We start from the raw sequence: 26159 nt of genomic DNA on the forward strand, positions 1-26159 counted from the left end.
AAACACATTTATTAGGGCTCCACAATTCCTGGAGCCTTGTATTCCTCTAAATTCTTTTTAATCTGAATGACGCTATAATCCTCTTGCATAATTGGAATATAAGCTGGGTCATCGCCCAAACGACCAATCATTCGCTCTGCCTCTACTTTGGATTTAAAACCATGTAAGACATATATCTTCGCAGAAGCAGTATAATAATCTTCTGTAAATTTCAATCCTGTACCCGACTCCACACCAGCCAAACGCTGCATATTGGCTTTTATCGTTGCAAAATCAGCTATTTTTTCTGTTGGTACAGCAACGATTATTTTCCAGTTACTTGAATCTGTTGTTGCAAACTGTTTTCCTTCTAAAGCAGGTATTACGCGTTCCAATAACTGAGAAGCTTCTCTACCTTCTGCCGTTGAGCTATACGTCAAGGCTAAGTAATTCAAGGCTTCTTTGTATTTCTTCACCCCTTCCGTTCGGGCAATTATCATGGCATTCAATAGCTCAAACTTGCTGACATACGCATCGTCAATGCTTTCCAATGCATGCTTCATCATCGCCTTGGCCTCTTCATAATTTTCTGCCTTGAATACTTGATAAATTCCTGCATATACTTGTTCTGGCGCTAAATCACCATCGCTGCCTACACTTAGGTTTTGCATCAATTTCGCATATCTAGATTCTGGATAAGTAGCAATAATCTGCGTTTTCATCTGGGCTGCTTTTGCTGGATCTTTTTCTTGATAGAGCTTATACAGCTTGTACATCGTAGGTAAAATCAATCGCTCTTTAGGATCAAAGGTCAACAATCGTTCCAATCGATCGATTCCTTCATCAATCTTTCCAAAACGCTCGCTGTAAATCGCACCCAATTCAAAATAAGCTAAGTCTCTATCCTCTTTTAACTTGGCAATCTGGGTACTATCTGAAGGAATTTTACCCACATAGGTATCCAATTGATAGCGTGGATCAACAAAATCATCCTGTTTGTTCTCCTTCTTCTGATTTTCAGCTAACGCTTCTTCCTCCTCCTCTTCATTGTTCATATTCATCGAAGACTGCATTGCGCTCCATCTCCAATTGTCCGTTAAGGCTCGATTCCCCCAACGGCGTTTAAAATCTTGTCGTCCACGGGTCAAGGCTTGATTGGAGTAAAAATAAAACGTTGTCTTTCCGCCCATGCTTCCGAAGTTGGTTTCTCCAAATGATTTCTCAATGGCTTCACCAAAATTGACTACATTAAAAAAGTCTGCGCCCGAATTGTTTTTTGTACCCAAATTCGCTTGCATTTTTCTAAAGTCTTCCTTGCGCAATTCATCAATAAACGTCTGGAAATAAGCATCTTTCTCCTCTGGTGACATGGCAACTAAACGCAGTATACTGTCATTTTTATGTGCGACCACCTCTAAATCAACCACTTCACGTAACGATTCTCTACGCTTGCTAATGCGAAAGGTTTCTTTTGCTTTCGGAGGCAACAACGCCAAAGCACTGTCATAGTATTGACCAGCTACAGCATATCCAGCAGAATTAAAATAAATATCAGCAATGCTCAAAAAGTTTCTCGCTTTCAGCTGTTTATCTTCTCTTCCTTCTTTAGCCGCCGTTTTCAAATATGCAAGCGCCTTGTCTTCCTTCCCAATATCCCGGTAAAAAAGCCCAACTTGACGATTCAACACATCAAGATATGGTCGATTATCGCGATCCTTCAACAAGCTGTTGTATTGTTTTAAAAAGGCTACAGAATCTGTTTGCTTTGCCCCTGTTAATTCAAAAATCTCTGCATAGGCATGCACCGTATAGGTTCTCGGTGCCTTGCGATTCATCTCAATAATGTTTTCAAAATGATGCGTAGCGTCTTCTTTTTTACCCAAGCGACCATTTAACTGGCCTAAAATATAGTTATATCTTGCTTTCTCTTCTTGATTGGATACCAACCCCACGGCTGACTTCAATGCTGTACTTGCACTGTCTAATTGCTCGAGATTGATATACCCTTGCGCTAACATCGCATAGGCATCCGATTCCACTTGTTTGTTTAATCGTCCTTTGCGTTCACGCAATAATTCTTTTAAATTTTTAATCGCTAAGTCATCATAGCGCAAGCGCAAATTCGTTTTCTCACGCCATACTTTTGCTTCTCCAATTAAATCACTATCTGGATATTTGTATAGAATATAGTTAAAAGCTTCTAGAGCAGGTACGAAACGCCCATCGTAATAACGCGATTTCCCCAACAGTAAATACGCATTCGCCATTTGACTGTTGCGCTCTCTCCCTTTGATATACATGGAGTGCTTCTGAATTGCTTTTACTGCTTTGTTTTCAGCTCTCGTGAATCCTTGGCCATCCGTACTTTCAGGAGTACCTAAGTCTGTTCCGGCTACCGCCAAATTATCCAAGAGACTCCCTTGTTTAGATTCGAGGGATACACCTTTTTCAAATTCTCGTTCTGGGTCAACTTCAATTTGAATACGCTCTACCGGTAAGATTTCCCAATAGTCATCAAAATAACCTTCCTTTAAAGCGTCAAGTGCTTCCGTATAAGATTCATCACCGTGAAATAGAATATTGTACTTTGTTGTTAAAGCATGATATCCTCGATTCAACATCTTATCCTTTTTTACAGAACACGCTATAAAAGATATAATTAGCAGGATAATTCCTCCTATCCGAATGACAAAATTTGTTTTCAATATCTAGGTTAAACTTTATATAACAACTATTTTTTTACTCTATTATTATTCACAAGACAGTAAAAATACATCACTTTTTAATACTTTATGCAAATATTGTTAAAAATTAAAGGGTATCATCCACTAATATTGGGGTAAATCAATCTTCACGAAGAATTAATTTACCTCAACGCTTTTATTTTTCATTTCGAATAATTGCTTAAAGGCACAAAATAAATCTATGCAAAATACAAAAGAAAAGGGGATTATAAATCAATGTAAATCATAAAATTGCGTAACAAAATACAAAAAAAGAAGCGCTCCGTTTGGGAGCGCTGCTATATGATAACGTGTGGTCTATTTTTTAATTTACTGTACTAAAAAAGCCTTCTAGTTCTTGGTATGTTAACGTTTCAGTCAATACATCGTGTTTCAATACTCCTTTTTCAAGGGCGATAATACGATCGGATACCTCATAAGTATGCTGTAAATCATGACTCGAAATGATGATTGTCATAGTACGAGTTTCTCGTTTTTGTTTCACCAATTCTTTCAATCGAATTTGCGTAGATGGATCGAGATTTGCAAAAGGTTCATCTAAGATGACCAATTCTGGATTCCCAATAAAAGCTCCGATGATCCCAATCTTCTTTTGGTTTCCTTTAGAAAAATCGCGAATGTATTTCTTTTGATTCAATACTTCTCCATTAAAGAACGCACTGTGTTCTAAAACAAAGGCTTCAACATCTGTCTTAGACCAACCGCGTAAACTTCCTAAAAAGACGAAATATTCTTCTGCTGTTAAATAACCAATTAAGAACGTCTCATCTAAAAAAGCGGTGGTATAGTTTTTCCATTGTTCAGAAGAAGATACCAACTGTCCTTTGGAATAAATATGCCCTGAACTGGGTTGAATCAAATCGAGTAACAAACTAAAAAAAGTTGTTTTACCAGCTCCGTTATTCCCAACCAAGCCAATACTCTCGCCTTGTCCAATGCTTAATGCTTCTAACTGTAGAACCGTAGCTCCATTATATGTTTTATGTAAATTATCTACTTGTATCATAACAATTATTATTTTTTATAAGCAGCTAGTGCTGCGTATTTTTCACGGGTGTAAATTTTTTCAATAAATCGGAATGCTTGTTTATGCAGGAACATTCCAGCTAATCCGATTAGAATCAACAAGACAAAACCTCCCCAAAACGGATAGATCAACGAACCGATAAAATAAAAGAGAACGGGTAGCAATACTTTAGGCATACTAATAAGCATCACGCGAAGATTAAACGCATTTTTATCTCCAAATACATTTTTTGCTGCGGTTAAATCCATTGGCGTTTTGAGGTATGCTCCTCCCCAAAGAACAAAATAACCGTTGATTCCTATATTAAAGATTCCCATAGCGAGAATCAAGTAGAACAACTTCATGTCCACAAAAATATAGAAGAAACACAGTATCGTCGAAACGAGCGTACCCAAAGCGATAATCAACCACTTAGACATGAGGTAATCGCGGTATAATACGTTTTGCGTCATCAGCAACGGATAGTAGGAAGAATCCCAACTCGGTACATATTGTCCAAATAACATCAAGAATCCTCCTGTTGAGAAGAAAGCAAGAAACACAGCAAAAGTCATTGGCATCGCTTCCTTTCCAGAGGTATTAAACATAAAGACCCCGTAGAAAAGAAAAATAATACTCATCAATACCGTTACCCTAGCCCTTTTGTTTCTGACAATCAGACGAACATCGTTGCGCAAAAAGCTCGCATAGCGACCAAAGCGGTCTAGCCAACTCATCTCTAATGCAATTCCTTCTTTGATGCGTACTTTTTCTAAATCGTCCAAATACATTCGCTTAAGAAAGAAACGATAGGTACTCCAAACGAAGACTCCCAAAAGCAAGAAATACCCAATCACACTTAGCGGATATTGATAAGGTACAACATAAAAATACTGGGTATATAAAGTAGGATCGACAATATCGTAATACTGCAATCCAAAACAAAGCGCTACAAATCCGATTACCCCATAGAATACCGGTGCATAGGCACTCATTAAAATCGCGACGCAATGCATCATAAATACAATACTGTAGACCGCTAGTGTCCAGGCTAAAACTGCAATTCCACTTTCTCCTTCCACAATCGCAACAATGGCAAATGGAATTAAGAAGAACAATTGTACGATATTAAATGCACTCAAAAACGTTTTTCCTACATAAAAGGATACAATCTTTGAACGCGGAATATTGAGAATCAGATAGGGTTTTATCGTTGCTACAGGTCCTTTTTGCAAGAAAAAGCGAAACATCAGTTCCACTGCAAAATAATAAATCAGGTAGCGACTTACCATTTCGATGGGAGTTGCTGTAGTGAAATATTCTTGAATGCCGTGATAAGTCGCAATTCCAGCAAGCAACATCATAGCGGCAAAATAAATAATAGCGAGCCACTTGAAAATGAGAACCACAATATCCATATTGCTCTTGTTTCCTCTGGCTAAACGCTTCCGCTCTAAAGTAAAGAACCAGTTGTACATCATACTTGTTTTTTAGTAGTTTACCTCATTAGTATACCCCTTAAGTGAAACGTTACAACTTTTTTAACTCTTTCCATAAAAAAACCTTTCACGCGATGGCGTGAAAGGCTTTTTACAAAACCAAAACCAAAAAACTATCATTATTAGTTTCTATATACCAAACATCAGGCCAAACTTTGATTTCAAAACAAAAAGTAGAATCGCAGAAATAATTTTATCTTTGCCTAAATTTTATTCCCATGAAAAAAGACATAGAAATACCAGAAGTAAAAAATGTTGAAATTGCAGTTGTAAAGGAGTATAACGAAGATTTTTTACAAGATGCTTGGTATGCTTATCTATTTAACAATACACAAGAAATCATCGAAGCTATTTTAGTTGTTTCTAAAGCAGAAGGAGAACTGAATGGAGAAAAGAGAAATTCAAGTATTTTCAGACATGCTTTTCCCTCATTAGCAGCAGGTGAATGCATCAAAGTAGAGCTATTAGATGAAGCTATTTTTGATTTACACAATACCTTTATGCTTACGTACTTTCAGGGTAATAAGCTTTATGATAAAAATTTCGTGTTCCCTGCTAAAAGTATAACAGATGAATCATTAGCCAAGCTTGCATACGCAGAAAAAAATGGAATTACTGCCTCAAAATAGGTAGAAACCAAGTCCTTGCATCCTTATTTATATTTATTCCGAATGTTAGTTTTCCTACCTTAGTTCATCAACTCAAATTGTGAAAAGATATGAAACTAAAAAACACTTGTATAGTATTAGGCTTTTTCGGCTTAATGATTAGCTTACTTTCATTTACAAACACCACGGTGGTAACGGAAAGTACAGTAGACCCAACGGAATGGAAAAATTTAACCGTACTTCCGAAAGATATTTCGAAAGAAGAGTTGAAAAAAGTGATGAAAGAATATAGTGCTGCTTTAGGGGTAAAATGTAGTTATTGCCATGCTCCTGCAGCAGAAGGTGATGGTTTAGATTTTGCTTCTGACGCTAAAAAAGAAAAGGAATTTGCTCGTCATATGATTGTGATGACCCGCAAAATCAATGTAGAAAATTTCAATTGGAACAATGATCCCAATCCTGAAAATATTAATGCGGTCACTTGTAATATGTGCCACAAAGGAAAAGCTAGTCCTAAGAAATAACTAGCACATCCTTAAAAACAAAAAAGCTGCCTAAACTAAGGCAGCTTTTTTTTATGTGTTTATATTAGATTTCTGAAACATCCTTTTTCTTGGGAGGAAACAGCAGAGAAAGTACCACAGATAGGGTCAATACACTTGCAATAACAGCCAAAGAAACGAGCGAATCAATATGTACAAAAGGAGAGATAATCATCTTCACTCCGATGAAAGACAAGATAATTGCCAAACCATATTTCAATTTCGAGAATTTATCCATGAAATTAGCTAGTAGGAAATAAAGCGAACGCAATCCTAAAATCGCAAAGATATTCGATGTATATAGAATGAATGGATCATCAGGTGCAATAGCGAAAATCGCTGGAATACTATCTACCGCAAAAACTAAATCGGTAAACTCAATCACCATCAATGCTACGAAAAGTGGAGTTACCATTTTTACTCCATTCTTAACGGTAAAGAATTTATCTCCGTCGTATTCATTACTCACTTTAAAGAACTTATGTACCATGCGTACAGCGAAATTCTTGGTTAAGTCTTGTTCTTCACTGTGATCTTCTTTGGCAAACCAAGATTTGATTCCCGAAACCAATAAGAAAACCCCGAAAATAGTCAAGACAACGTTAATTTCAACTTGATGACCAAACAGTTCAAATGCTGGTAAATACGTATGGTTAATTAACTCAACTCCAGCAAAGATAAAGATAGCTCTAAAGACTAAAGCTCCAATAATTCCCCAGAACAATACGCGGTGATGTAATTCTTTCGGTACTTTAAAAAAGGTAAACACCAAAATGAATACAAAAAGATTATCGATGGACAAGGCTTTTTCTATCCAATAAGCGGATTGGAAGCGCGCAAAGTTTTCGAAGTCCATGTAATAATAGATAACGCCACTAAATACCATGGCTAAACCGATCCATACTACCGTCCAAATTAACGCTTCTTTTGTTGAAACCACATGGCTATTTCTATTGAAAACACCTAAATCCAACAAAAGCATAACTAATACTACAATTCCAAAAACAGCCAACAGGCCAGGGTGATTAATTAAATGATCCATTTTATTTATTTTTTTAACAGGACAAAACTAGTTGATATATTTTCCCCCTAGACAAAGCGTTATAACAAATTAGATATCAACAATTTACAACTATTTTTCAATACAGGCTAAAAATAAAAAAAGCAACATAAAAAACTGTATATCAGCCAATTATATTGCTTTATGTGATAAAAAAACCAATAACGGTCTTTTTTAAACTTTTTTAATCTAATTTTTCAGTCAACTTTCTAAATGTTTTCTTCGGATCCTTGCCGTTGTACAAGATATCGTACACCGCATTGATAATAGGTGTTTTAGCACCGTATTTTGCATTGAGTTCATAGGCACTTTTTGCTGCGTAATACCCTTCTGCCACCATATTCATCTCCATCTGTGCTGATTTTACTGTATACCCCTTCCCGATCATATTACCAAACATGCGGTTACGAGAAAAGAGCGAATACCCCGTTACTAATAAATCCCCCAAATAGGCCGAGTTATTAATATTGCGTTTCATGTGGTGCACTTTCTTGATGAATTTCTTCATCTCTCGAATAGCATTACTCATCAATAGCGCTTGAAAGTTATCGCCATAGCCTAATCCATGTGCCATTCCACAAGCAATGGCATAAATATTTTTCAACACGGCAGCATATTCTGTTCCGATAATATCATCCGTTAGTTTTACTTTGATATAATGGCTGCTGATGCAACTTTCAATGACTTTCGCATGTTCTTCGTTACGACAAGCAATCGTAAGGTAAGACAAACGCTCTAGAGCAACCTCTTCAGCATGACAAGGCCCTGTAATCACGGCGATATTATCATACGAAACATCATAAGTTTGATGGAAATGCTCTCCAACAATTAAGCTGGTTTCAGGAATAATTCCCTTAATGGCTGAAATCACCACTTTATTTTCTAAACTAACGTATAGTTGTTCCATTTCTTCGCTCAAAAAAGCGGAAGGAATAGCGAAGATTACGTAATCTGCATAAGAAACAGCCTTATTAATATCATTCGTCAATAACAACTGGTTGATATCAAATTCAACAGAACTTAAATAATTAGGGTTATGATGGTTTACCTTAATTTCTTCTATCGCATTCTCATTTCTCATGTACCAGGCAATTTGCCCTAGATTTTCACTTAGCATTTTTACGATAGCTGTCGCCCAACTTCCCCCTCCAATTACTGCAAACTTTGGATAATCACTCATAATTTTAGCTTATAATACGTCAAAAGTAACTAAAAAACTTAATGCAAACAATTGAAAAATTGTAAAACAATACGCTATAGTTCTAAGACTTTTACTTCATTCTCTTGTGTACTAAGCAAGGATATACCGTATTCTTCTAGATACTAGCAATTCGTTTAGATCCTTCTCTCTTAGTGTATGATATAGAAAAAGAGCTGTTGAACAGCCCTTTTCCAATTTTCTTATTTTTTATAAAACAGATTGTGGTCGATATATTTCCACACCTCTTTATCTACTAGTGGTTGTACGTTTTTTCCTTCTTTGATTGCTGTTCGAATAAAAGTAGCGGAAATCTCCATCACGGGTGCATTTTCCACTCTTACAATGTGCGGGTGTTGCATCAGCGGGCTTTCTTCTACTCTGTCGCGATCTAAACGCGGGTACACGTATATTTTATATTGCTCCAGCAATACTTCGTAATTCTTCCATTTTGGTAAAGAATCTAAATTGTCTTCTCCCATAATCAAGGCAAACTCGTGTTTGGGAAAACGCTCATGCAAATAGGCCATGGTATTGGTCGTATAATTGGGCTGAGGCAAGTTAAATTCAATATCAGATGGTCGAATATGGTCATAATCAGCTGTAGCTAGATTAACCATGTGCAAACGGTGAAAGTCTTCGAGTAATCCCTTCTTTTTCTTTAGGGGATTATGGGGCGTTACCACCATCCAAACCTCATCTAAATCCGTATATTGAACCATGTGATTGGCAATCACTATATGTCCGATATGTACGGGATTAAAGGTTCCGAAATACAAACCAATTTTCATTTCTTCTTATTTTACAAAGTTACGCACCAATTGGTAAGCTTCTTCTTTTGCTGTATCCAAGTCGTAGTTCTTAATAATGGTATCAAACTGAGGCGCTGTTGCTAATTCTACTGAAGCCTTAGCGATGCGCATATTGATTTTATCCTCACTTTCAGTTGAACGCTTTTTCAAGCGGATTTTCAACTCATCTATACTTGGTGGTTTCACAAAAACAGCAAGTGTTTCATCAGGAAATTTGCGTTTGATACGCAATCCTCCAGCCACATCAATGTCAAAAATAACATTTTTGCCCAAAGCCCAAATGCGTTCAACTTCCGCCTTTAGTGTACCATAAAAATTATCGCGATATACCTCTTCCCACTCTAAGAAATCATCATTTTTAATGTGCTTCTTAAAATCATCCAAAGAAATGAAGTAATAATCTTTTCCATTCTCCTCTCCTGTTCTCGCCTCACGTGAGGTACAAGAAATAGAGAAATCCAGATTTAAATCTCCTTGCTCTAATAAATGACGTACGATTGTCGTCTTCCCAGATCCCGAAGGAGCAGAAAAAACGATTAATTTCCCTTTATTCATCTTATGCTTGTGTTGTCTTTATAATACGTTTAATACCTGTTCTTTGATTTTTTCCAACTCGTCTTTCATCTTTACGACAATCTTTTGCATTTCTGCATGGTTGGATTTAGACCCCATGGTATTAATTTCCCTTCCCATTTCTTGTGCAATGAATCCTAATTTACGTCCATTTGCTTCTGTACCTCCAAGGGTCTCCAAGAAATACTCAAGGTGTTTGGATAAACGCACTTTTTCCTCTGTGATATCCAGTTTTTCTAAGTAGTAAATTACCTCTTGTTCAAATCTATTTTCGTCAATGTTTAATTGCAGTTCCAATAGATTTGCACGAAGGCGTTCTTTTACACTTACGATGCGTTCTTTATCTAATAATGATACTTGATCCATATAAGTGAAGATATTCGTTATACGGGCTCTAAAATCATTCTCTAATGACTTTCCTTCGCTTACGCGGAAGGCTTTCATGCTTTGAATCGCTTCTTGGATTACAACCTCAATCTCTTTCCATTCTGTTTCATCAAAATCACTGCGTTCTACCTTCAATGCATCGGGCATACGAACGGCCATTTTCATCAACTCTGTTGCATCGGCATTCGGTATAATCGCCTTCATTTGCTCAATGTACGCCAATACGATTGGAGCGTTGATTTTACTCGATGTTTCTTCTGCAGTAATCTCGCAGAACAAAGAGAAATCTACTTTTCCACGTTCTAGCTCTAGAGCAATTTGATTGCGCAAAGTCAACTCTTTTTCTCTATAACTTAACGGCAAACGCACGTTTAAGTCTAGATTCTTACTATTAAGTGACTTCACTTCGATTGTGATTTTTTTTGTGGGTAATTGTAAGCATGCTTTACCAAACCCAGTCATTGAATGTATCATATTCTAAAAGATAATGACTGCAAAGGTAACAAAAACTCAAATAAATAGCTGATAACTACTTAAATTAAATGAATATATGGAAAATGGGTTGGGGGTTGGGAGTTATGGGTTGGGGGTTGCGGGTTATGGGTTGGGGGTTATGGGTTGGGAGTTGGGGGTTATGGGTTATGGGTTGGGGGTTATGGGTTATGGGTTGGGAGTTGGGGTTAAGGGTTGGGGGTTATGGGTTGAGAGTTATGGGTTGAGAGTTATGAGTTGGGGGTTGGGGGTTATGGGTTGAGAGTTATGGGTTGGGGGTTATGGGTTGAGAGTTATGGGTTGGGAGTTATGGGTTGGGAGTTGGGGGTTAAGGGGTTGGGGGTTAAGGGGTGTGAGTTGTGATTGTGGGTTATAAGTTAGGGGTTAAATAATAGATACCTATACCTTTCTTCGACCTTCCTTGGAGTATGCTTGGAGTTTCCTAGGAAAAAAGGTGGTTTTGTCGAAGGATTGTCCAAGTATACTCCAAAGAAACTCCAAGGTAACTCCCAAAAACTACAAAGAAACCCCAAAGTAATACCAAGGAAGATTCATGAAGGCCGCCACCTAGTCAAACTACAAGGTAATCCTTTTTCTTTCTATTAAGATGTATGACAAGACCAATGGCAGGGTATCACAGACGAAGCGAATACACATAAAAAAAGGGAAGCATCTGCTTCCCTTTTTCAAAACCAACGTTGTACTTAACTGTAACTTTTAAAACAAACCAATCTTTAACTATGTTAAGTATTTACCAACTTTCCTACTATTATGAAATAAAAATGTTCTTTTTCAATAGCAATTTTTCCTTTTTAATAGAACTATACCGGCTCTTCTTTCTGATTGAACCCCTTAATAAACAATTAAAAATCCAAACCAGTATAGCGTAAATTTTCTTCTTATTAAAAACAGAAAAACTTCATAGCAATTATTCCCTTTTTCATTATTAAGACACTTCAATACACATTTGGTCACTTATTTTTGAGAAAAAAATACAAATAAAAAACCAACACATTAAATATCAATTGATTATAAACAAAAAAATCGAAGCTCTCACTTCGATTTTTATTTATTTTGTTGCTTTCGCAATCGCTTCTTCTACTACTTTTTTGCTATTTCCGACAAAAACGGCTTCGTCAATCACTATGACAGGTCGATTCAAAAAGGTATACTGTTCTAGAATCAAATTTTTGTAATCTTCCTCTTGTAAGTTTTGATCTTTTAAGCCTCTTGCCTTATACAGCTGCGCGCGTTTATTGAAGAGTTTTTCATAACTCCCTACCACAGCATAAAGCGCTTGTAGTTGCGCAGCGGTAACGGGTTCTTTTTTGATATCCTGCAATTCGAATGTTTCCAAATTTGGCATTTGTCCCAAAATTCGCTTACAAGTATCGCAAGAACTCAAATAATATATTTTTCTCATTTTTATACTTCTTTGACGTTAATAATATGTACAGGACATATTTTTTCTGCTTGTTCACAAGCTTCTAAAATGGTATAGTCTGGTGATTTCAAGGTGTGAAATCCTTTATTATTGACTGCTCTAAGCAATACTGTTTTACCGTCTTTCTTTGACATTTGAAATTGCTGTGGAGCAACTTCAACACAGTAATTGCATCCAATACATTTCTCGCGCTGTAAAGTAATTACAATCATTCTGTTGTTACAATTTTGTACATTTTATCAGACAAGCGAACGCGGAAGGGTAACTTAATCGTACAATCATCTCCTTTAATGGCTTTTTCTGTGGCTTGTTCATTCACAAATAGTTCATCAATGGTCAATTCTTGTGCGCCAGTACTCGGTCCTGTAATCAAAATACGATCGCCAACTTTAATGTCATAGGCTTCGATTTTGAATTCACCAATCGCCGCTTTTTGAAAGTAATGTGCAGCCTTCCCTACATATACTTTTTTCTGTGTGGCGTTACTTCCTGGATTATCACTCCACTCCCCTAACTTCTGTCCTAAATAGTATCCACTCCAGAACCCGCGATTATATACTGTTTCTAAAGCAGTCATCCATTCGGCAACTTTTTCTTTGCTATAAGTTCCTTCTGCAATCGCATCAATGGCTTCTCTATATGCGCGAATCACTGTTGCTACATATTCTGGTGCTCTACCTCTTCCTTCGATTTTCACCACTTTTATTCCCGTATCAATCACCTGATCCAAGAAGTCAATCGTACATAAATCTTTCGGTGACATCATGTATTCGTTGTCAATCTCGATTTCAAATCCACTTTCTTGATCGATAACGGTATACTTTTTACGGCAATTTTGTTTGCATGCTCCGCGATTAGCAGATGAATTATGCGAATGCAAACTCAAATAACACTTTCCAGAAACAGCCATGCACAAAGCTCCATGTCCAAAAATCTCAATCTCCACTAAATTTCCAGAAGGCCCTTTGACCTGCTCTCTTTCAATGGCTTCTGTAATTTTTTTCACTTGGCGCAAACTCAATTCACGCGATAATACAATGGTATCAGCAAATAAACTATAAAACTTAACAGTTTCAATATTGGTCACGTTCAATTGCGTAGAGATGTGTACCTCTAAACCAATCGCTCTAGCCGAGGCAATTACAGCTTGATCTGACGCAATTACAGCTGTCAAATCCGCTTCTTTTGCTTTGTTAAGTAAGGTTTTTACTACAGACAAATCATGATCGTAAATAATCGTGTTTAATGTCAAGTAAGTACGTACCTTTTTCTCTTTACAACGTCTGGCGATTTCGGGTAAATCATCTACTGAAAAATTCACCGTTGAACGTGCGCGCATATTCAATTGATCTACTCCAAAATACACTGAATCTGCTCCGTTATCAATTGCAGCTTGCAACGATTCGAAGTTTCCAGCGGGAGCCATCAATTCAACTCTTCCTGAAACTGTCATAGCTTATATATTTAATCTAGTATTTTAAAGATTTGGTCGTTTTTACGCACGCGGAAACCTAGTTCCATTGTCATACGGTCGCCTGTTTGTGCTACCGTAACCTCTTGCCCATTCACCAACATTTTTTCTAAAACCAAACGCTCATCTCCTGTTGTTGGTCCTACAATGGCAATTTTATCCCCCAGCTGTACTGCTTTATCAATCTCAAACTGACCTACACTTGCTTTCGTAAAATAGTGTTGAACCGTTCCAACTAACACTTTGCGCTCTACTTGCTTTTTGCGAATTTGAGTCACGGTGCTCACTTTCACCGGTTGAATTTCAGTCGCTCCTTCTACATTCTTCTTGAATTTTAGCGATTCAGAACGTCCTTTTTTGAAAATCAAATTTCCTTTTTGAACGCCTTTTCTCAAATTCTTTTGTTCCTCAACAGGCAATTGAATAACCTCCAAACATTCGGTTGAACAACAACCATGCATGTTTCCTGCACATTCATCACATTGAATAAACAACAAGTGACACGCTTCATTGGCACAGTTTACGTGTACATCACAAGGTTTTCCACATTGGTGGCAATTGGCAATTACATCATCTGTAATACGCTCCCCTAAACGGTGGTCAAATACGAAGTTTTTACCGATGAATTTACTTTCTAACCCTTCATCTTTTACCTGACGGGTATATTCAATAATACCGCCTTCTAATTGGTAAACATTTTTGAATCCGTGGTGTTTGAAGTAAGCCGATGCTTTTTCACAGCGAATCCCCCCAGTACAATACATCAATAAGTTTTTTTCCTCTTTGATTTCTTCTAATTGATCTTTGATGATTGGTAATGATTCGCGGAAGGTATCCACATCAGGTGTAATAGCACCCACAAAATGACCGACTTCACTTTCATAATGGTTACGGAAATCCACCACAACGGTGTTGGGATCCTCTAACAATTGATTAAATTCTTTGGCTCTTAAGTGAATCCCTTTATTGGTCACATCAAACGTATCATCATTTAATCCGTCAGCAACGATTTTATTTCTAACCTTTACCGTTAGCTTTAAGAAAGACAAATCGTCTTGTTCTACCGCAACATTTAAGCGAATGCCCTTCATGAAATCATACGCTTCCAACGTTTGGCGGAACGCTTCAAATTTCGATGCTGGTACAGACATCTGTGCATTAATTCCTTCGTGAGCTACGTAAGTACGACCTAAGGCATCTAACGCATCCCATGCGAGGAATAAATCATCTCTAAATTGTTGTGGGTTTTCGATTTTGGCATACGCATAGAAAGACAAAGTCAAGCGGTTTTCTCCTGCTTGTTCAATAAGTTCTGCTCTTTCTTCTGCGCTTAATGTGTTATACAGTTGCATGCTATATAAATTTAAGTGTAGAATAAATAAAAAAACGAAGTGAAATTCTAAATGGAAGAATTTCAAAGGACAAAGATACGCTTTTGATTTAAAAAACAAATACTAAAATGCGAAAGGCTGATGTATATCACTACACATCAGCCTTTTATAAAATTATACCTTTTTATTCTAAACGCTTCAAAGGTAGATCTTCAATCGGATTAATAATCAAAGGAAAACGCTCTACTTTCACGGCACTACTATCTAAACCGAATGCCTTTTCTTCTGATAACGATATCTTTTTCAAGAAGTCATAGAGATCGAGAATAATCTTCTCCTTCATTGGTAAATCATTGTCGTACGACAGCTCTTTTTCAATTAGAACGTACTCAAAATCGCCAATCGCATCAATTTTATGTAGAGATTCATAACGCGTAGTAATATCAATTTCACCTTGCAGCATTAATTCCGTTACGACTTGTTTCATCAATACATTGATGCGTTGTTCATTTCGGAATCCCAAGTAAAAGTCAATACGCAGTATATTTTGATGTGCGCCATATTTGACGACTTTATATTCTGATTTATACGGTTCATCAACCACATTTACATGGACAAACCAATAGTTATCCGCACGTTTTGGACGGCGGTTAATAATGGAGAACATGGCTTTGTATTCAATTTTTGAAGGGTTATAAGCATTGGTTAAATACACCAAGTTTGTCACGTATTTCGGCATGGTTTGGTCCTGACTTAAATCGGTCAAAATATCTTGATAATCCACGATATTCACCAAATCCGTATAATTGCGTCTGATCTTTTTTCCTAGGTAATTCACAGTCATAACCGAAGCTAATACACCTGCAATAATCACCGTTACATAACCTCCATGCGAGAATTTTTGTACGTTGGAGATAAAGAATGAAACCTCAATAGATAAGTAGATAATTTCCACCAAGATGATAATAATCATAGGTACGCGTTTGAGCACCATAAAATACCCCAATAAGATGGTCGTCATGATCATACAAAGGGTAATCGCCAAACCGTAAGCGGCCTCCATATTTCCGGATTCTTTAAAGTGAAGCACCACAAAGACACAACCAATAAATAAAAGGAAGTTAATCGATGGAATATAAAGCTGCCCTCTAATATTCGTTGGGAATTTCACGCGAACCTTCGGCCATAGGTTAAGTCGAATGGCTTCATTAATCAAGGTAAATGATCCACTAATTAAAGCTTGAGAGGCAATAACGGCTGCCAATGTTGCAATTCCAATTCCAAAAGGCAAGAACCAATCAGGCATCACCAAATAAAATGGATTTGCGGGTTGTGCTGAATTTGGAGATAAGTCCATCAAGGTACTTCCGGCATGCTCAATAAGCAACGCTCCTTGTCCAAAATAGCTCAACACCAACATCGTTTTGACAAACATCCAGCTGATGCGGATATTTTTTATTCCACAATGACCTAAATCACTATATAATGCTTCGGCTCCGGTTGTACACAAGAATACAAATCCCAACACCAAATAGCCTTCCGAGTGAATGGTCAACAAATGAAAAGCATAATATGGGTTCAATGCTCTAAGCACGCTTAGGTTATCAATTAAATGGCTAAAACCTAAAATACCGAGCATCAAGAACCAAATCATCATCATTGGACCAAAGAATCGTCCAATTGTTTTGGTACCAAACTGTTGAATAAAAAAGATTCCAACTAATATTCCAATCACGATTGGTATCGTTGCTAATTCAGGTTGATAAATTTTAAGTCCTTCTACCGCAGAGGATATCGAAATCGGAGGAGTAATAATTCCGTCAGCAAGTAATGCACTTCCACCGATAATGGCAGGAACGATCAACCAAGGTTTCTTCAGCTTTTTGACTAACGTAAATAACGAGAAGATCCCTCCTTCACCATTGTTATCCGCTTTTAGCGTCAAAAAAACATATTTAATTGTGGTTTGTAACGTTAAGGTCCAAAACACACAAGAGATAGCGCCTAAAACAACTTCTTCTTGAATAATGGCTTTCCCCATGATGGCTTTCATCACATATAGCGGAGAAGTCCCAATATCCCCATAGATAATTCCTAAAGTTACTAATAGTGTGCCTAGTGATACGCGATCTAGATGCGTCGATTTTGATTGTGACATCACAAAATAAGATTTTAAATAATTGAATCCCGTGAACTTGACGTAAAATTTCTACAAAGGTATAAACTAAGCCGATACAAAAACCAAATTAAATATGAAATTTACAATCAAACCCAACTATGGCAAAGAATTCCTAAATTACACCCCTATATTTTTATTTATTTTTTACCCACATTATTGATTTACTAAAAAAATAACAGCGCTTAACTCTCAATACGCAATAGATTTAGCGACAAAAAATCGCCACTTGAAGGAAAAAACGACAGATTCTGAAGCCCTGCGGACATTCCGAAGTAGCTACTCCTCAAAAACAGAGCAACCAAAAACACTTTTCTTGCTACAATTTGTAGCATAATTACATTTCACTCCATATCTCTAATATTTTTATCTTATTTTTACATCAGTTAAGAATCAATATTTCAAAAAAATGAGTGCAGATAAAGAAGCTAAATTAAAAGCCTTACAGCTTACGTTAGATAAATTAGACAAAACCTACGGAAAAGGAACTGTAATGAAATTAGGAGATACAGCTGTGGAAGAAGTTGAAGTCATCTCTTCGGGTTCATTAGGTGTAGACTTAGCTTTAGGTGTGAATGGATATCCGAGAGGAAGAATAATTGAAATATATGGGCCTGAATCATCAGGAAAGACAACCTTAACGCTACATGCTATTGCTGAGGCACAAAAAGCAGGAGGTATTGCGGCATTTATCGATGCGGAGCATGCTTTTGACCGTTTTTATGCACAGAAGTTAGGTGTTGATATTGACAACTTAATCATTTCACAACCGGATAATGGGGAGCAAGCGTTAGAAATTGCAGAGAACTTGATTCGCTCAGGTGCGATTGATATTGTTGTTATTGACTCTGTTGCTGCCTTGACTCCAAAAGGAGAAATTGAAGGAGATATGGGAGATTCTAAAATGGGATTACACGCTCGTTTAATGTCTCAAGCCTTGAGAAAATTAACGTCAACGATTAGCAAAACGAATTGTACGGTTTTCTTCATTAACCAGTTGAGAGATAAAATTGGGGTTATGTTTGGTAGCCCTGAAACAACAACGGGTGGTAATGCATTAAAATTCTATGCTTCAGTTCGTATTGATATTCGTCGTTCGACACAAATTAAAGATGGAGAAAATGTAATTGGTAACCGTACTAAGGTTAAAATTGTAAAGAATAAAGTAGCACCTCCTTTCCGTACAGCAGAATTTGATATTATGTATGGCGAAGGTGTATCTAAAGTGGGGGAAGTATTGGATTTAGCTGTTGACTATGAAATCGTGAAGAAAAGCGGTTCTTGGTTTAGCTATGGTGATACCAAACTAGGACAAGGTAGAGATGCTGTAAAATCTTTGATTAAAGACAACCCAGAATTAATGGAAGAGTTAGAACTAAAAATCAAAGAAGAAATTAAAAATAGAGAAGCTTAATCCAAGCTTTTCACCTAAAAAAGAGCCGCAATATCCATGGATGTTGCGGCTCTTTTTTTAGACTCTATTATTTTTTATCCTTACGACTTCTTTTTGCTTCCCACTGTGTAATCACTTGATGAATGCTTTGATAGGCTTGATCCTTAATTTCTTTTTTATGATCTTGTCCAACTCCTTTAGTCTCAATTGGCGGTAAAATAACAACAGGTACTACCCCTGGTTTACCAATGCCCCACTGAAAGGGAAAATAATATTTGAGGTATCCCATAGCGATTGGAGCGATTGGTATTTGATGGTCAATGGCCAAACGAAAGGCTCCATCTTTGAAACTATCTAGTGCAATACTTCGATCGTCTGGTACCCCTCCTTCAGGAAAAATACAAATACTCAGTCCTTTATTGAGTTTATTTTGTGCACTTTGGAATACTTGATATCTACTTTTTGAATCTTTACGATCAACTAAAATACACGTCTTTTTATAGAAAAACCCGAAGATAGGCAGCTTTGCTAATTCTTTTTTACCAACAAAAACAAAAGGATTGTCTTTCACTAACAGCAACATCATCATAATATCCATCATGGAGGTATGGTTCGCAATGAACATATAGCTCTTTCCTTTTTCTAACGGGTAAGCCTGCTCAATCTGATAGGACATTCCCATGCCATAAAAAGTCAATCTCGCCCATAAGCGCGCTACTTTATAAAAAGCGGGGTAGGTTTGATCGGACCAAATTGTAACAAAAAGTAAAGGCGACAATAAAAGTATAACTATAAGCATCCAGAGGTAAAACCAAAAACGCCATATAACACTAAAAAACGTGCGGATGTATTTCATTCAACAATGCATTTTAAAATTGCTTGCAACCTCTCAAAAGTAAAAAATAAAGAAATGTTAAACCAAGGAAAATCAAAAAAAGAAAAACAATCCCGACAAATGCTATATCTTTGCTATTATTATAAATACAAACACGCAATGGCTAAAATTCTAACAGGAGTTCAAAGTACAGGAACTCCACACTTAGGGAATCTCTTAGGCGCAATTCTACCAGCAGTAGAAATGGCAAACAACAAAGAGAATGAGTCTTTTATTTTTATTGCGAATTTACATTCAGCAACACAAATAAAAGATGCGAAAACATTACAGGAAAACACCTATAGTGTTGCGGCTACATGGCTTGCTTGTGGTTTAGATGTTAATCATGTAACTTTTTACCGCCAGTCAGACGTACCGCAAACGACTGAGTTAACTTGGTATTTAAGTTGCTTTTTTCCTTTTCAACGTTTAACCTTAGCGCACTCTTTTAAAGATAAAGCAGAGGTTTTAGCTGATGTTAATACAGGTTTATTTACCTACCCTATGTTAATGGCAGCCGATATTTTATTGTACGATGCTAATTTTGTTCCGGTAGGAAAAGATCAATTGCAACATTTAGAAATTACCCGTGATGTTGCTGCAAGATTCAACCACCAAATGGGAGAAACTTTCGTTTTACCTGATGCAAAAATTTCAGAAGATGTTATGATTGTACCAGGACTTGATGGAAATAAAATGAGTAAGTCGAGAAATAATATCATCAATATTTTTGAAAACGACAAAGCGTTGAGAAAACAAGTGATGAGTATTGAAACAGATAGTACTCCATTAGAAGAACCGAAAAATCCAGATACATGTAATGTATTTACCATTTATAAATTACTAGCTACGCCTGAGCAAATTGCACAAATGCGTATGAAGTATGAAGGTGGAAACTACGGTTATGGACATGCTAAACAAGAATTATTCGAACTTATTGTAGAGAAATTCAAAGATGTTCGTGAAAAATACGAGTACTACATCAACAACTTAGAAGAAGTAGATCGCTTATTACTAGCGGGTGCATCAAAAGCATCAACAGTAGCAACAGCAACGCTAAATCGCGTTCGCGAAAAACTAGGCTACGCCGTTAGATAACAACATAAGGGCACTCCATTTTGGGTGCCCTATTTTTTTTTATCAATTTATACATTCAAAATACTTTCCTGGTAGCGGTCGAACGAGACCTTGTAATTCTAGTTGCAATAAAATCGTACTCACTTTGTAAATGGGTAGACTACATTGAAGTGCAATCTGATCCATCACTGCTCTATCCGTTTGAACCAAATAATCGTATATGATTTGTTCTTCTTCATTGAGATCAACAAACAATCTCGGTTGAATCGCTTGTGTGGGCTTCTTATTCTTATCCCAATTTAGCAACTCAATGAACTCTATTGGATCACTGAGCAATTGTGCGCGATGTGTCCGAATCAGTTCATTACATCCTTGACTCATCGGGTCATCGATACGACCAGGTACCGCAAAAACATCGCGATTATACTCATTCGCAAAAGTAATGGAACTCATAGAGCCCCCTTTTTTTGCACTTTCAATGACAATCGTCGCTTGACTACTCCCCGCAACGAGGCGATTGCGTTGAATAAAGTTTTCCCGATCCATTTTACTTTGAATGGGAAACTCTGTCCATAAACCACCCTTCTCACTCATTTTTTCTGCTATAGCCGTGTGTTTTTCAGGATAAATCCGATGCAAGCCATGGCCAAGGACTCCAAAGGTCTCCAAGCCAAAAGCCAAAGCTTGTTGGTGCACACAAACATCAATTCCATAAGCCAATCCACTAATGATAATTGGATTATACTCTTGTACTGCTTCCATAAAACGCTTGCAAAAATCTAATCCTCTAGTTGTTGGATTTCGAGTTCCCACAATACTCACCACATTCCGCGTAGACCAATGCTCTGGTATATTCCCTTTTGAAAACAACAAAAGCGGACTATCATCACATTGACGCAAAAAGTACGGATATTCTTTCGCTTGATAAAACAACGGCTGTATGGCTGCTTGTTGCATTAGTTTCATTTCCTTTTCCGCCCAATGAAACCCCTTCTTTTGCCCTATTTCTTGCGCCAGCGATGCGGAGACCCGTTTGGCGATTAAAGCTTGATAAGAGGCCTCAAAAACCGCTTTAGCTGTACCAAAATTTTCAATTAATCGCTTTCCTATAATTGGCCCTACTCCATTCACTTTGGTTAAAGCTAAAGTGAATAACAAGTCTTCTTCTCTCATTAAAAATATGTTAATTAATTAAATTTTATTACCTTAGTACAGGTAACATCAAAAATCTAACCATTCAGTACCAATTACTTAAGAAGTAGCTGTTGGTCGATAAAATTGTTAATAAAAAAATGTAGCTTATTATTTGCTAAGCCATTGGTTTAGACTACTTTTGTACTATGAAGATGACTCAATACATATCAGCCTTATTATATCGCTATCCATGCGTTATTGTTCCTGGATTTGGTGCTTTTATCACTGAAATCCAATCGTCTTTTTACGATGTAGAAAAACAATTGTTTTTCCCTCCACAAAAGCGAATTTCTTTTAATAGAAATATTGTGAACAATGATGGATTGTTAGCGAATCACATTGCTACGCAAGAGCGCCTTTCATATGAGGAAGCAGTTACGCGTATCCAAGCAATGGTTGCTGATTGGAATAACACCTTGACTTCTTTTGATTCTTTAAACTTAGAATCAATCGGTATCTTCAGCTATAATGAGGAAAAAAGTTTGCAATTTGATCCTATTCAGAATCAGAATTACTTGGCGACTTCTTTCGGTTTATCTGCTGTAGGGGTTCAGTCTATCCAAAGAGAAGAAGCTCCTTCTACACTGGTTGTGGCGATTGAAACTGCTACTGGAAAAACAAGACGTACGGCTACCTTCTTCAAATATGCTTCGGTTCTAGTGTTAACGATGGGAATTGGAAGTGTGTTGGTACAAAACGGTTATACGGCTTATGTAAATGATCAAACATTATCGATTGAGAACAACGTTCAATCACAGGTTCAAAATAAGCTTCAACAAGCTACTTTTATCATTGAACCTTCGATGGACGCTATTGCATTGCCTGTAAAAGATGAAACAGTCATCATCACCAAACCTTATCACTTAGTAGCTGCTGCTTTCCGCAGTGAAGAAAATGCTGCTATTGAGGTTGAAATCCTGAAAAAGAAAGGGTTTGAAGATGCCTCTTTCTTAGGTCGTACCAAATATGGAATGTATCCTGTGGTATACGGAAGCTTCATCTCACATGAGGAAGCGAAAGATGCCTTAAAGGAAATTCACCGTACTACCAATAAGGAAGCCTGGATTTTTATTAAATAATACGTTAAATATACCAACCGAACGCGAAACGTTCGGTTTTTTTTTGCTTTGTCTTTATCTTTGCTAAAAATATATTTTTATGAAGGCAAAATTAGTATCTGAATCTGCTACTATAATCAGTGATTTAGTTCTTCCTGGAGAGACAAATCCACTAAACAATATGTTTGGAGGTGAACTATTAGCGCGTATGGACCGAGCGGCAGGGATTGCTGCTAGGAGACATTCAAGAAGAATATGTGTTACAGCCTCTGTCAATCACGTTGCTTTTAATAAACCAATTCCTTTGGGAAGTGTGGTTACAATAGAAGCTAAAATTTCGAGAGCCTTCACTTCATCTATGGAAATCTATTTGGACGTATGGATTGAGGATCGCGAATCTGGCAATAAAACCAAAGCAAATGAGGCTATATATACCTTTGTAGCGGTTGACGATATGGGAAATCCAGTACCTGTACCAGAATTAATCCCTGAGACTCCTTTAGAGCATCAACGCTTTGAAGCTGCTTTGAGAAGAAAACAATTGAGCTTAGTATTGGCTGGAAAAATGAAACCTAGTGATGCTACCGAATTAAAAGCTCTTTTTAATTAATAAAACAAACAATGAGAAAAATTTTATTAGCTTTCGCTTTAACCTTTTGCTTGTTGCAAACTACGGCAATCTTTGCTTGGGGAACAACAGGACATCGCGTTATTGCTGAGATAGCAGAAAGAAACTTAAGTAAAAAAGCGAAAAAAGAACTCAAAAAAATCATCGGTAATCAGCAATTGGCTTATTGGGCAAATTGGCCTGATTTTATTAAATCAGATCCAACTTGGAAATTTGCAGATGGTTGGCATTATGTTAATATGCCTGGTGATTTAAGTCGTCTTGCTTTTGATCAAGAATTGAGCAACTCTACAGATGAAAATCTATACAAAAGAGCGCTGTTGATCATTGATGAATTAAAAAGCAACACGCTGACTTTAGAAGAAAAACAACAAAAACTGTATTTCTTGATCCACATCATCGGTGATGCACATCAACCGTTACACATCGGAAGATCGGAAGATTTAGGAGGAAACAGAGTCAAAGTAGAATGGTTTAGAAAACCAATGAATTTACACAGTTTATGGGATTCTGCTTTGGTTGATTTTGACAAATATAGCTATACCGAATATGCAACTGTTTTGGATATTCACGATAAAGCACACAACCAAAATTTGGTACAAGGCAGTTTAGAGGATTGGATTTTTGATTCGTATTCCATTGCCAATGTTCTTTACAACAGTGCGGAAGAAAATGAGAATTTAAGCTACCGCTATCACTTTGATTTCAAAGATACTGTAGAGGCACAACTTTTAAAAGGAGGTCTGCGTTTAGCGAAACTGTTAAACGAAATCTATAACTAACAAAAAAAGAGCAAGTTTTCACTTGCTCTTTTTTTATTCTATTACTTGATGATTTATCTACTTCTTGAATAAGAGGAAGAAGATCCACTGCTGCTACTTCTTGAACTTGAGCTCGAACTTGACGAACTACGTGAATAGCTTGGACTACTGCTTCCTGAACTATAGCTTGACGAGCTACGAGAATAACTTGGGCTACTGCTTGAATTATAACTCGATGAGCTACGTGAATAACTTGGACTACTACTTCCAGAATTATAACTTGATGAACTACGAGAATAGCTTGGGCTACTGCTCGAACTAGATCTCGAAGAACTTGAACTGCTACTGCGGGAATAACTAGGGTTACTACTGCTGGAATTGTAATTTGACGAACTTGAATTCCCTCGAGAGTAGTTCGTATTACTTGTTGCATTCGAATTGGATGAGCTTCGTGAATAATTCGAATTTGTGCTCGAATTCGCACTACTGTTGCTGTAACCACTTCTTGAGTAATTCGAATTACTGCTATTATCCGTTGTACTACCGATAGCTTCTCCTCTTTTGTATGAATTATCAGCACTCGAAGAAGATCCTCTAGAATAATAAGCATTGTCTACTCGATTGATATCACGTGTGTTGCCACTTGTACTAGACGAAGTTGTACTTCTCGAGTATGAATTATTATTGTTGCTCGCTTCAGCAGCGTACGCTGATCTAGAATTGGCTAATTCACGGCTATTTGTATACCCGTTATTTCGTTCGTAAAACGATTTATTTGGATTTGATCGTTCATAATAATCGCGTCGTACATCATTGTACATCGTTCTTGTACTTCTACTGTAGTAATTGTTTGTATACACATATCGGTTATTGTAATTGATATGATTATGTACATGGACCATATACGTTGGTGTTGGATAAGGTGAATAGTATGAATAATACGAAGGATAATATCCCCAATACCACGAAGAGTAATATGGACGATACGATACACCCCAGAACAAGCTAAATAAAGGAGGCGTGGCTACATATACTGGTTCATAAATATAATTAGATCCATACAGATAGCTATTTCCTACAATTTGCACAGAAACTTGATTACGTCGCTTATTTTTCTCAATTTCTATTGTAGCTACGTCTTGATACATATCACGGCCTAAAACGGCTTGAATGACGATTAAATGGGCATTTCCTTCTACTACTTCAATCACGCGAAGGTAATCTACGTATCCATCCTTATTTAAATCTAAGTTATTGATGCGTAAACTAGGGTCATTTAGGCGATATTCAAAATCCTCTAAGTCTTTTGAATCCCCAAAAATAGAAGCAACGGCTTGTAGATCTAAGTTATCACTGATATCATAGTTCTGAGCGGTCACTACTGCATTTTGCGCTTGCACCGAAGTTGCGAACACAAAAAACAAGATGATTATATTATAATATAAAAACTTCATTTTCTTTCACTATTTAAGTTGAACATCTGTTGTATTTCAAATAATGTGCCAACAAATTATAACCAAGGTACAAAAAAAGCCCTTACCGATATGGTAAGGACTTCTTAAAATATACTAAACTTAATTCTTTTAACTATTTCAGGATCACAAACTCACTACGTCTGTTGATTGCGTGCTCTTCTTCTGTACAGTTCGCTTTACAATCAATCTTCGGTACACTTGGTCCATAACCTTGTGACTCTAATCGGTAAGCTTCAATACCTTTTGACAACACATATTGAACTGTTGTTTTTGCACGATTCTCTGATAACTTCTGGTTGTACGTCGCACTTCCGCGGTTATCTGTATGCGAACCTACCTTGATGCGCATCTCTGGATTGCGCTTCATTACTTTCACC

At 37.0% G+C, this 26159-nt stretch carries 25 protein-coding genes; 8 read left to right on the top strand and 17 right to left on the bottom strand.

Annotation, left to right across the window (positions count from 1 at the left end):
• Nucleotides 1–11: 11 nt before the first annotated feature.
• The 3 genes from porW to ACUTSE_RS05370 form a co-directional block, all read right to left on the bottom strand.
• Nucleotides 12–2684: a type IX secretion system periplasmic lipoprotein PorW/SprE gene (porW, locus tag ACUTSE_RS05360; RefSeq protein WP_445639495.1), complete on the bottom strand. Its 2673-nt coding sequence runs from the start codon at nucleotides 2682–2684 to the stop codon at nucleotides 12–14.
• Nucleotides 2685–3027: 343 nt separating this feature from the next.
• Complete coding sequence (locus ACUTSE_RS05365; protein WP_445639496.1) at nucleotides 3028–3729, bottom strand: ATP-binding cassette domain-containing protein; 702 nt, start codon at nucleotides 3727–3729, stop codon at nucleotides 3028–3030.
• A gap of 8 nt (nucleotides 3730–3737) precedes the next feature.
• Nucleotides 3738–5210 (bottom strand): DUF5687 family protein, encoded by a 1473-nt coding sequence (locus ACUTSE_RS05370; RefSeq protein ID WP_445639497.1) that lies wholly within the window; start codon nucleotides 5208–5210, stop codon nucleotides 3738–3740.
• 236 nt (nucleotides 5211–5446) lie between these two features.
• Between ACUTSE_RS05370 and ACUTSE_RS05375 the strand changes: the two genes are divergently transcribed.
• Together ACUTSE_RS05375 and ACUTSE_RS05380 are read left to right on the top strand one after the other, a co-directional pair.
• Nucleotides 5447–5857 carry a hypothetical protein gene (locus ACUTSE_RS05375; RefSeq protein ID WP_002988839.1) on the top strand — a complete coding sequence of 137 codons (411 nt, stop codon included), beginning with the start codon at nucleotides 5447–5449 and terminating at the stop codon, nucleotides 5855–5857.
• An 89-nt stretch (nucleotides 5858–5946) separates the two neighbouring features.
• Complete coding sequence (locus tag ACUTSE_RS05380) at nucleotides 5947–6360, top strand: c-type cytochrome (protein WP_259187418.1); 414 nt, start codon at nucleotides 5947–5949, stop codon at nucleotides 6358–6360.
• Nucleotides 6361–6424: 64 nt separating this feature from the next.
• Here ACUTSE_RS05380 and ACUTSE_RS05385 read toward each other — a convergent pair whose 3' ends face one another.
• The 5 genes from ACUTSE_RS05385 to ACUTSE_RS05405 all read right to left on the bottom strand — a co-directional run bounded on the left by ACUTSE_RS05385 (nucleotide 6425) and on the right by ACUTSE_RS05405 (nucleotide 10870).
• Nucleotides 6425–7420, bottom strand: coding sequence for a TerC/Alx family metal homeostasis membrane protein (locus ACUTSE_RS05385; protein WP_002988836.1), 996 nt, complete (start codon nucleotides 7418–7420; stop codon nucleotides 6425–6427).
• Nucleotides 7421–7622: 202 nt separating this feature from the next.
• Nucleotides 7623–8618 (bottom strand): NAD(P)H-dependent glycerol-3-phosphate dehydrogenase, encoded by a 996-nt coding sequence (locus ACUTSE_RS05390; RefSeq protein ID WP_002988833.1) that lies wholly within the window; start codon nucleotides 8616–8618, stop codon nucleotides 7623–7625.
• Nucleotides 8619–8839: 221 nt separating this feature from the next.
• A complete protein-coding gene (nadD, locus tag ACUTSE_RS05395; RefSeq protein ID WP_445639498.1) occupies nucleotides 8840–9427 on the bottom strand; it encodes a nicotinate (nicotinamide) nucleotide adenylyltransferase in 588 nt (195 codons plus the stop codon).
• A gap of 6 nt (nucleotides 9428–9433) precedes the next feature.
• A complete protein-coding gene (gene gmk / locus ACUTSE_RS05400) occupies nucleotides 9434–10003 on the bottom strand; it encodes a guanylate kinase (RefSeq protein ID WP_002988829.1) in 570 nt (189 codons plus the stop codon).
• A gap of 18 nt (nucleotides 10004–10021) precedes the next feature.
• Nucleotides 10022–10870, bottom strand: coding sequence for a YicC/YloC family endoribonuclease (locus ACUTSE_RS05405; protein ID WP_445639511.1), 849 nt, complete (start codon nucleotides 10868–10870; stop codon nucleotides 10022–10024).
• 88 nt (nucleotides 10871–10958) lie between these two features.
• Between ACUTSE_RS05405 and ACUTSE_RS05410 the strand changes: the two genes are divergently transcribed.
• On the top strand, nucleotides 10959–11162 hold the full coding sequence (locus tag ACUTSE_RS05410; protein ID WP_445639499.1) for a hypothetical protein: 204 nt from the start codon (nucleotides 10959–10961) through the stop codon (nucleotides 11160–11162).
• 807 nt (nucleotides 11163–11969) lie between these two features.
• Here ACUTSE_RS05410 and ACUTSE_RS05415 read toward each other — a convergent pair.
• The 5 genes from ACUTSE_RS05415 to ACUTSE_RS05435 all read right to left on the bottom strand — a co-directional run bounded on the left by ACUTSE_RS05415 (nucleotide 11970) and on the right by ACUTSE_RS05435 (nucleotide 17304).
• Nucleotides 11970–12323, bottom strand: coding sequence for an arsenate reductase family protein (locus tag ACUTSE_RS05415; protein WP_445639500.1), 354 nt, complete (start codon nucleotides 12321–12323; stop codon nucleotides 11970–11972).
• Nucleotides 12324–12325: 2 nt separating this feature from the next.
• Nucleotides 12326–12556 (bottom strand): ferredoxin, encoded by a 231-nt coding sequence (locus ACUTSE_RS05420; protein ID WP_002988821.1) that lies wholly within the window; start codon nucleotides 12554–12556, stop codon nucleotides 12326–12328.
• Nucleotides 12553–13797: a peptidase U32 family protein gene (locus tag ACUTSE_RS05425; protein ID WP_002988819.1), complete on the bottom strand. Its 1245-nt coding sequence runs from the start codon at nucleotides 13795–13797 to the stop codon at nucleotides 12553–12555. Before ACUTSE_RS05425 ends, ACUTSE_RS05420 begins: the two co-directional genes overlap by 4 nt.
• An 11-nt stretch (nucleotides 13798–13808) precedes the next feature.
• The gene (gene trhO / locus ACUTSE_RS05430) at nucleotides 13809–15167 is read right to left on the bottom strand and encodes an oxygen-dependent tRNA uridine(34) hydroxylase TrhO (RefSeq protein ID WP_445639501.1); all 1359 of its coding nucleotides are present in this window, start codon (nucleotides 15165–15167) and stop codon (nucleotides 13809–13811) included.
• Between the two features lie 163 nt (nucleotides 15168–15330).
• Complete coding sequence (locus ACUTSE_RS05435) at nucleotides 15331–17304, bottom strand: KUP/HAK/KT family potassium transporter (RefSeq protein WP_445639502.1); 1974 nt, start codon at nucleotides 17302–17304, stop codon at nucleotides 15331–15333.
• Between the two features lie 427 nt (nucleotides 17305–17731).
• Here ACUTSE_RS05435 and recA point away from each other — a divergent pair, with 427 nt between their 5' ends.
• Entirely contained in the window at nucleotides 17732–18736 is a 1005-nt protein-coding gene (gene recA / locus ACUTSE_RS05440; RefSeq protein ID WP_002988814.1) for a recombinase RecA, read from the top strand.
• 67 nt (nucleotides 18737–18803) lie between these two features.
• Here recA and ACUTSE_RS05445 read toward each other — a convergent pair whose 3' ends face one another.
• Nucleotides 18804–19571, bottom strand: a complete 768-nt coding sequence (locus ACUTSE_RS05445) for a lysophospholipid acyltransferase family protein (protein ID WP_445639503.1) — start codon at nucleotides 19569–19571, stop codon at nucleotides 18804–18806.
• 138 nt (nucleotides 19572–19709) lie between these two features.
• On the opposite strand from ACUTSE_RS05445, the gene trpS reads away from it, so the two are divergent.
• Nucleotides 19710–20687 carry a tryptophan--tRNA ligase gene (gene trpS, locus ACUTSE_RS05450; RefSeq protein ID WP_445639504.1) on the top strand — a complete coding sequence of 326 codons (978 nt, stop codon included), beginning with the start codon at nucleotides 19710–19712 and terminating at the stop codon, nucleotides 20685–20687.
• A gap of 42 nt (nucleotides 20688–20729) precedes the next feature.
• Here the strand turns inward: trpS and dprA are convergent, their stop codons facing one another.
• A complete protein-coding gene (gene dprA, locus ACUTSE_RS05455) occupies nucleotides 20730–21839 on the bottom strand; it encodes a DNA-processing protein DprA (RefSeq protein ID WP_445639505.1) in 1110 nt (369 codons plus the stop codon).
• 173 nt (nucleotides 21840–22012) lie between these two features.
• On the opposite strand from dprA, the gene ACUTSE_RS05460 reads away from it, so the two are divergent.
• From ACUTSE_RS05460 to ACUTSE_RS05470, 3 genes are all read left to right on the top strand, one after another.
• Nucleotides 22013–22939 carry an HU domain-containing protein gene (locus ACUTSE_RS05460; protein ID WP_445639506.1) on the top strand — a complete coding sequence of 309 codons (927 nt, stop codon included), beginning with the start codon at nucleotides 22013–22015 and terminating at the stop codon, nucleotides 22937–22939.
• A 79-nt stretch (nucleotides 22940–23018) separates the two neighbouring features.
• Nucleotides 23019–23528: an acyl-CoA thioesterase gene (locus tag ACUTSE_RS05465; RefSeq protein ID WP_002988806.1), complete on the top strand. Its 510-nt coding sequence runs from the start codon at nucleotides 23019–23021 to the stop codon at nucleotides 23526–23528.
• Nucleotides 23529–23539: 11 nt separating this feature from the next.
• On the top strand, nucleotides 23540–24328 hold the full coding sequence (locus ACUTSE_RS05470) for a S1/P1 nuclease (RefSeq protein ID WP_002988805.1): 789 nt from the start codon (nucleotides 23540–23542) through the stop codon (nucleotides 24326–24328).
• 53 nt (nucleotides 24329–24381) lie between these two features.
• Here the strand turns inward: ACUTSE_RS05470 and ACUTSE_RS05475 are convergent, their stop codons facing one another.
• Together ACUTSE_RS05475 and ACUTSE_RS05480 are read right to left on the bottom strand one after the other, a co-directional pair.
• Nucleotides 24382–25761, bottom strand: a complete 1380-nt coding sequence (locus ACUTSE_RS05475; protein WP_445639507.1) for a hypothetical protein — start codon at nucleotides 25759–25761, stop codon at nucleotides 24382–24384.
• A 133-nt stretch (nucleotides 25762–25894) separates the two neighbouring features.
• The coding region (locus tag ACUTSE_RS05480; RefSeq protein ID WP_445639508.1) for an OmpA family protein at nucleotides 25895–26159 on the bottom strand (265 nt) is incomplete at its 5' end.

Source organism: Myroides sp. TSA_177.3 (genome assembly GCF_052691955.1).

Coding starts and splice junctions, on each gene's coding strand:
- ACUTSE_RS05415 (WP_445639500.1), bottom strand. CDS start 12,323: ATGAGAAAAATATATTATTTGAGTTCTTGCGATACTTGTAAGCGAATT.
- ACUTSE_RS05385 (WP_002988836.1), bottom strand. CDS start 7,420: ATGGATCATTTAATTAATCACCCTGGCCTGTTGGCTGTTTTTGGAATT.
- ACUTSE_RS05420 (WP_002988821.1), bottom strand. CDS start 12,556: ATGATTGTAATTACTTTACAGCGCGAGAAATGTATTGGATGCAATTAC.
- ACUTSE_RS05475 (WP_445639507.1), bottom strand. CDS start 25,761: ATGAAGTTTTTATATTATAATATAATCATCTTGTTTTTTGTGTTCGCA.
- ACUTSE_RS05375 (WP_002988839.1), top strand. CDS start 5,447: ATGAAAAAAGACATAGAAATACCAGAAGTAAAAAATGTTGAAATTGCA.
- trhO (WP_445639501.1), bottom strand. CDS start 15,167: ATGCAACTGTATAACACATTAAGCGCAGAAGAAAGAGCAGAACTTATT.
- ACUTSE_RS05435 (WP_445639502.1), bottom strand. CDS start 17,304: ATGTCACAATCAAAATCGACGCATCTAGATCGCGTATCACTAGGCACA.
- ACUTSE_RS05365 (WP_445639496.1), bottom strand. CDS start 3,729: ATGATACAAGTAGATAATTTACATAAAACATATAATGGAGCTACGGTT.
- ACUTSE_RS05390 (WP_002988833.1), bottom strand. CDS start 8,618: ATGAGTGATTATCCAAAGTTTGCAGTAATTGGAGGGGGAAGTTGGGCG.
- gmk (WP_002988829.1), bottom strand. CDS start 10,003: ATGAATAAAGGGAAATTAATCGTTTTTTCTGCTCCTTCGGGATCTGGG.
- ACUTSE_RS05470 (WP_002988805.1), top strand. CDS start 23,540: ATGAGAAAAATTTTATTAGCTTTCGCTTTAACCTTTTGCTTGTTGCAA.
- ACUTSE_RS05410 (WP_445639499.1), top strand. CDS start 10,959: ATGGAAAATGGGTTGGGGGTTGGGAGTTATGGGTTGGGGGTTGCGGGT.
- recA (WP_002988814.1), top strand. CDS start 17,732: ATGAGTGCAGATAAAGAAGCTAAATTAAAAGCCTTACAGCTTACGTTA.
- ACUTSE_RS05380 (WP_259187418.1), top strand. CDS start 5,947: ATGAAACTAAAAAACACTTGTATAGTATTAGGCTTTTTCGGCTTAATG.
- ACUTSE_RS05445 (WP_445639503.1), bottom strand. CDS start 19,571: ATGAAATACATCCGCACGTTTTTTAGTGTTATATGGCGTTTTTGGTTT.
- ACUTSE_RS05425 (WP_002988819.1), bottom strand. CDS start 13,797: ATGACAGTTTCAGGAAGAGTTGAATTGATGGCTCCCGCTGGAAACTTC.
- dprA (WP_445639505.1), bottom strand. CDS start 21,839: ATGAGAGAAGAAGACTTGTTATTCACTTTAGCTTTAACCAAAGTGAAT.
- ACUTSE_RS05405 (WP_445639511.1), bottom strand. CDS start 10,870: ATGACTGGGTTTGGTAAAGCATGCTTACAATTACCCACAAAAAAAATC.
- ACUTSE_RS05460 (WP_445639506.1), top strand. CDS start 22,013: ATGACTCAATACATATCAGCCTTATTATATCGCTATCCATGCGTTATT.
- trpS (WP_445639504.1), top strand. CDS start 19,710: ATGGCTAAAATTCTAACAGGAGTTCAAAGTACAGGAACTCCACACTTA.
- ACUTSE_RS05370 (WP_445639497.1), bottom strand. CDS start 5,210: ATGATGTACAACTGGTTCTTTACTTTAGAGCGGAAGCGTTTAGCCAGA.
- nadD (WP_445639498.1), bottom strand. CDS start 9,427: ATGAAAATTGGTTTGTATTTCGGAACCTTTAATCCCGTACATATCGGA.
- ACUTSE_RS05465 (WP_002988806.1), top strand. CDS start 23,019: ATGAAGGCAAAATTAGTATCTGAATCTGCTACTATAATCAGTGATTTA.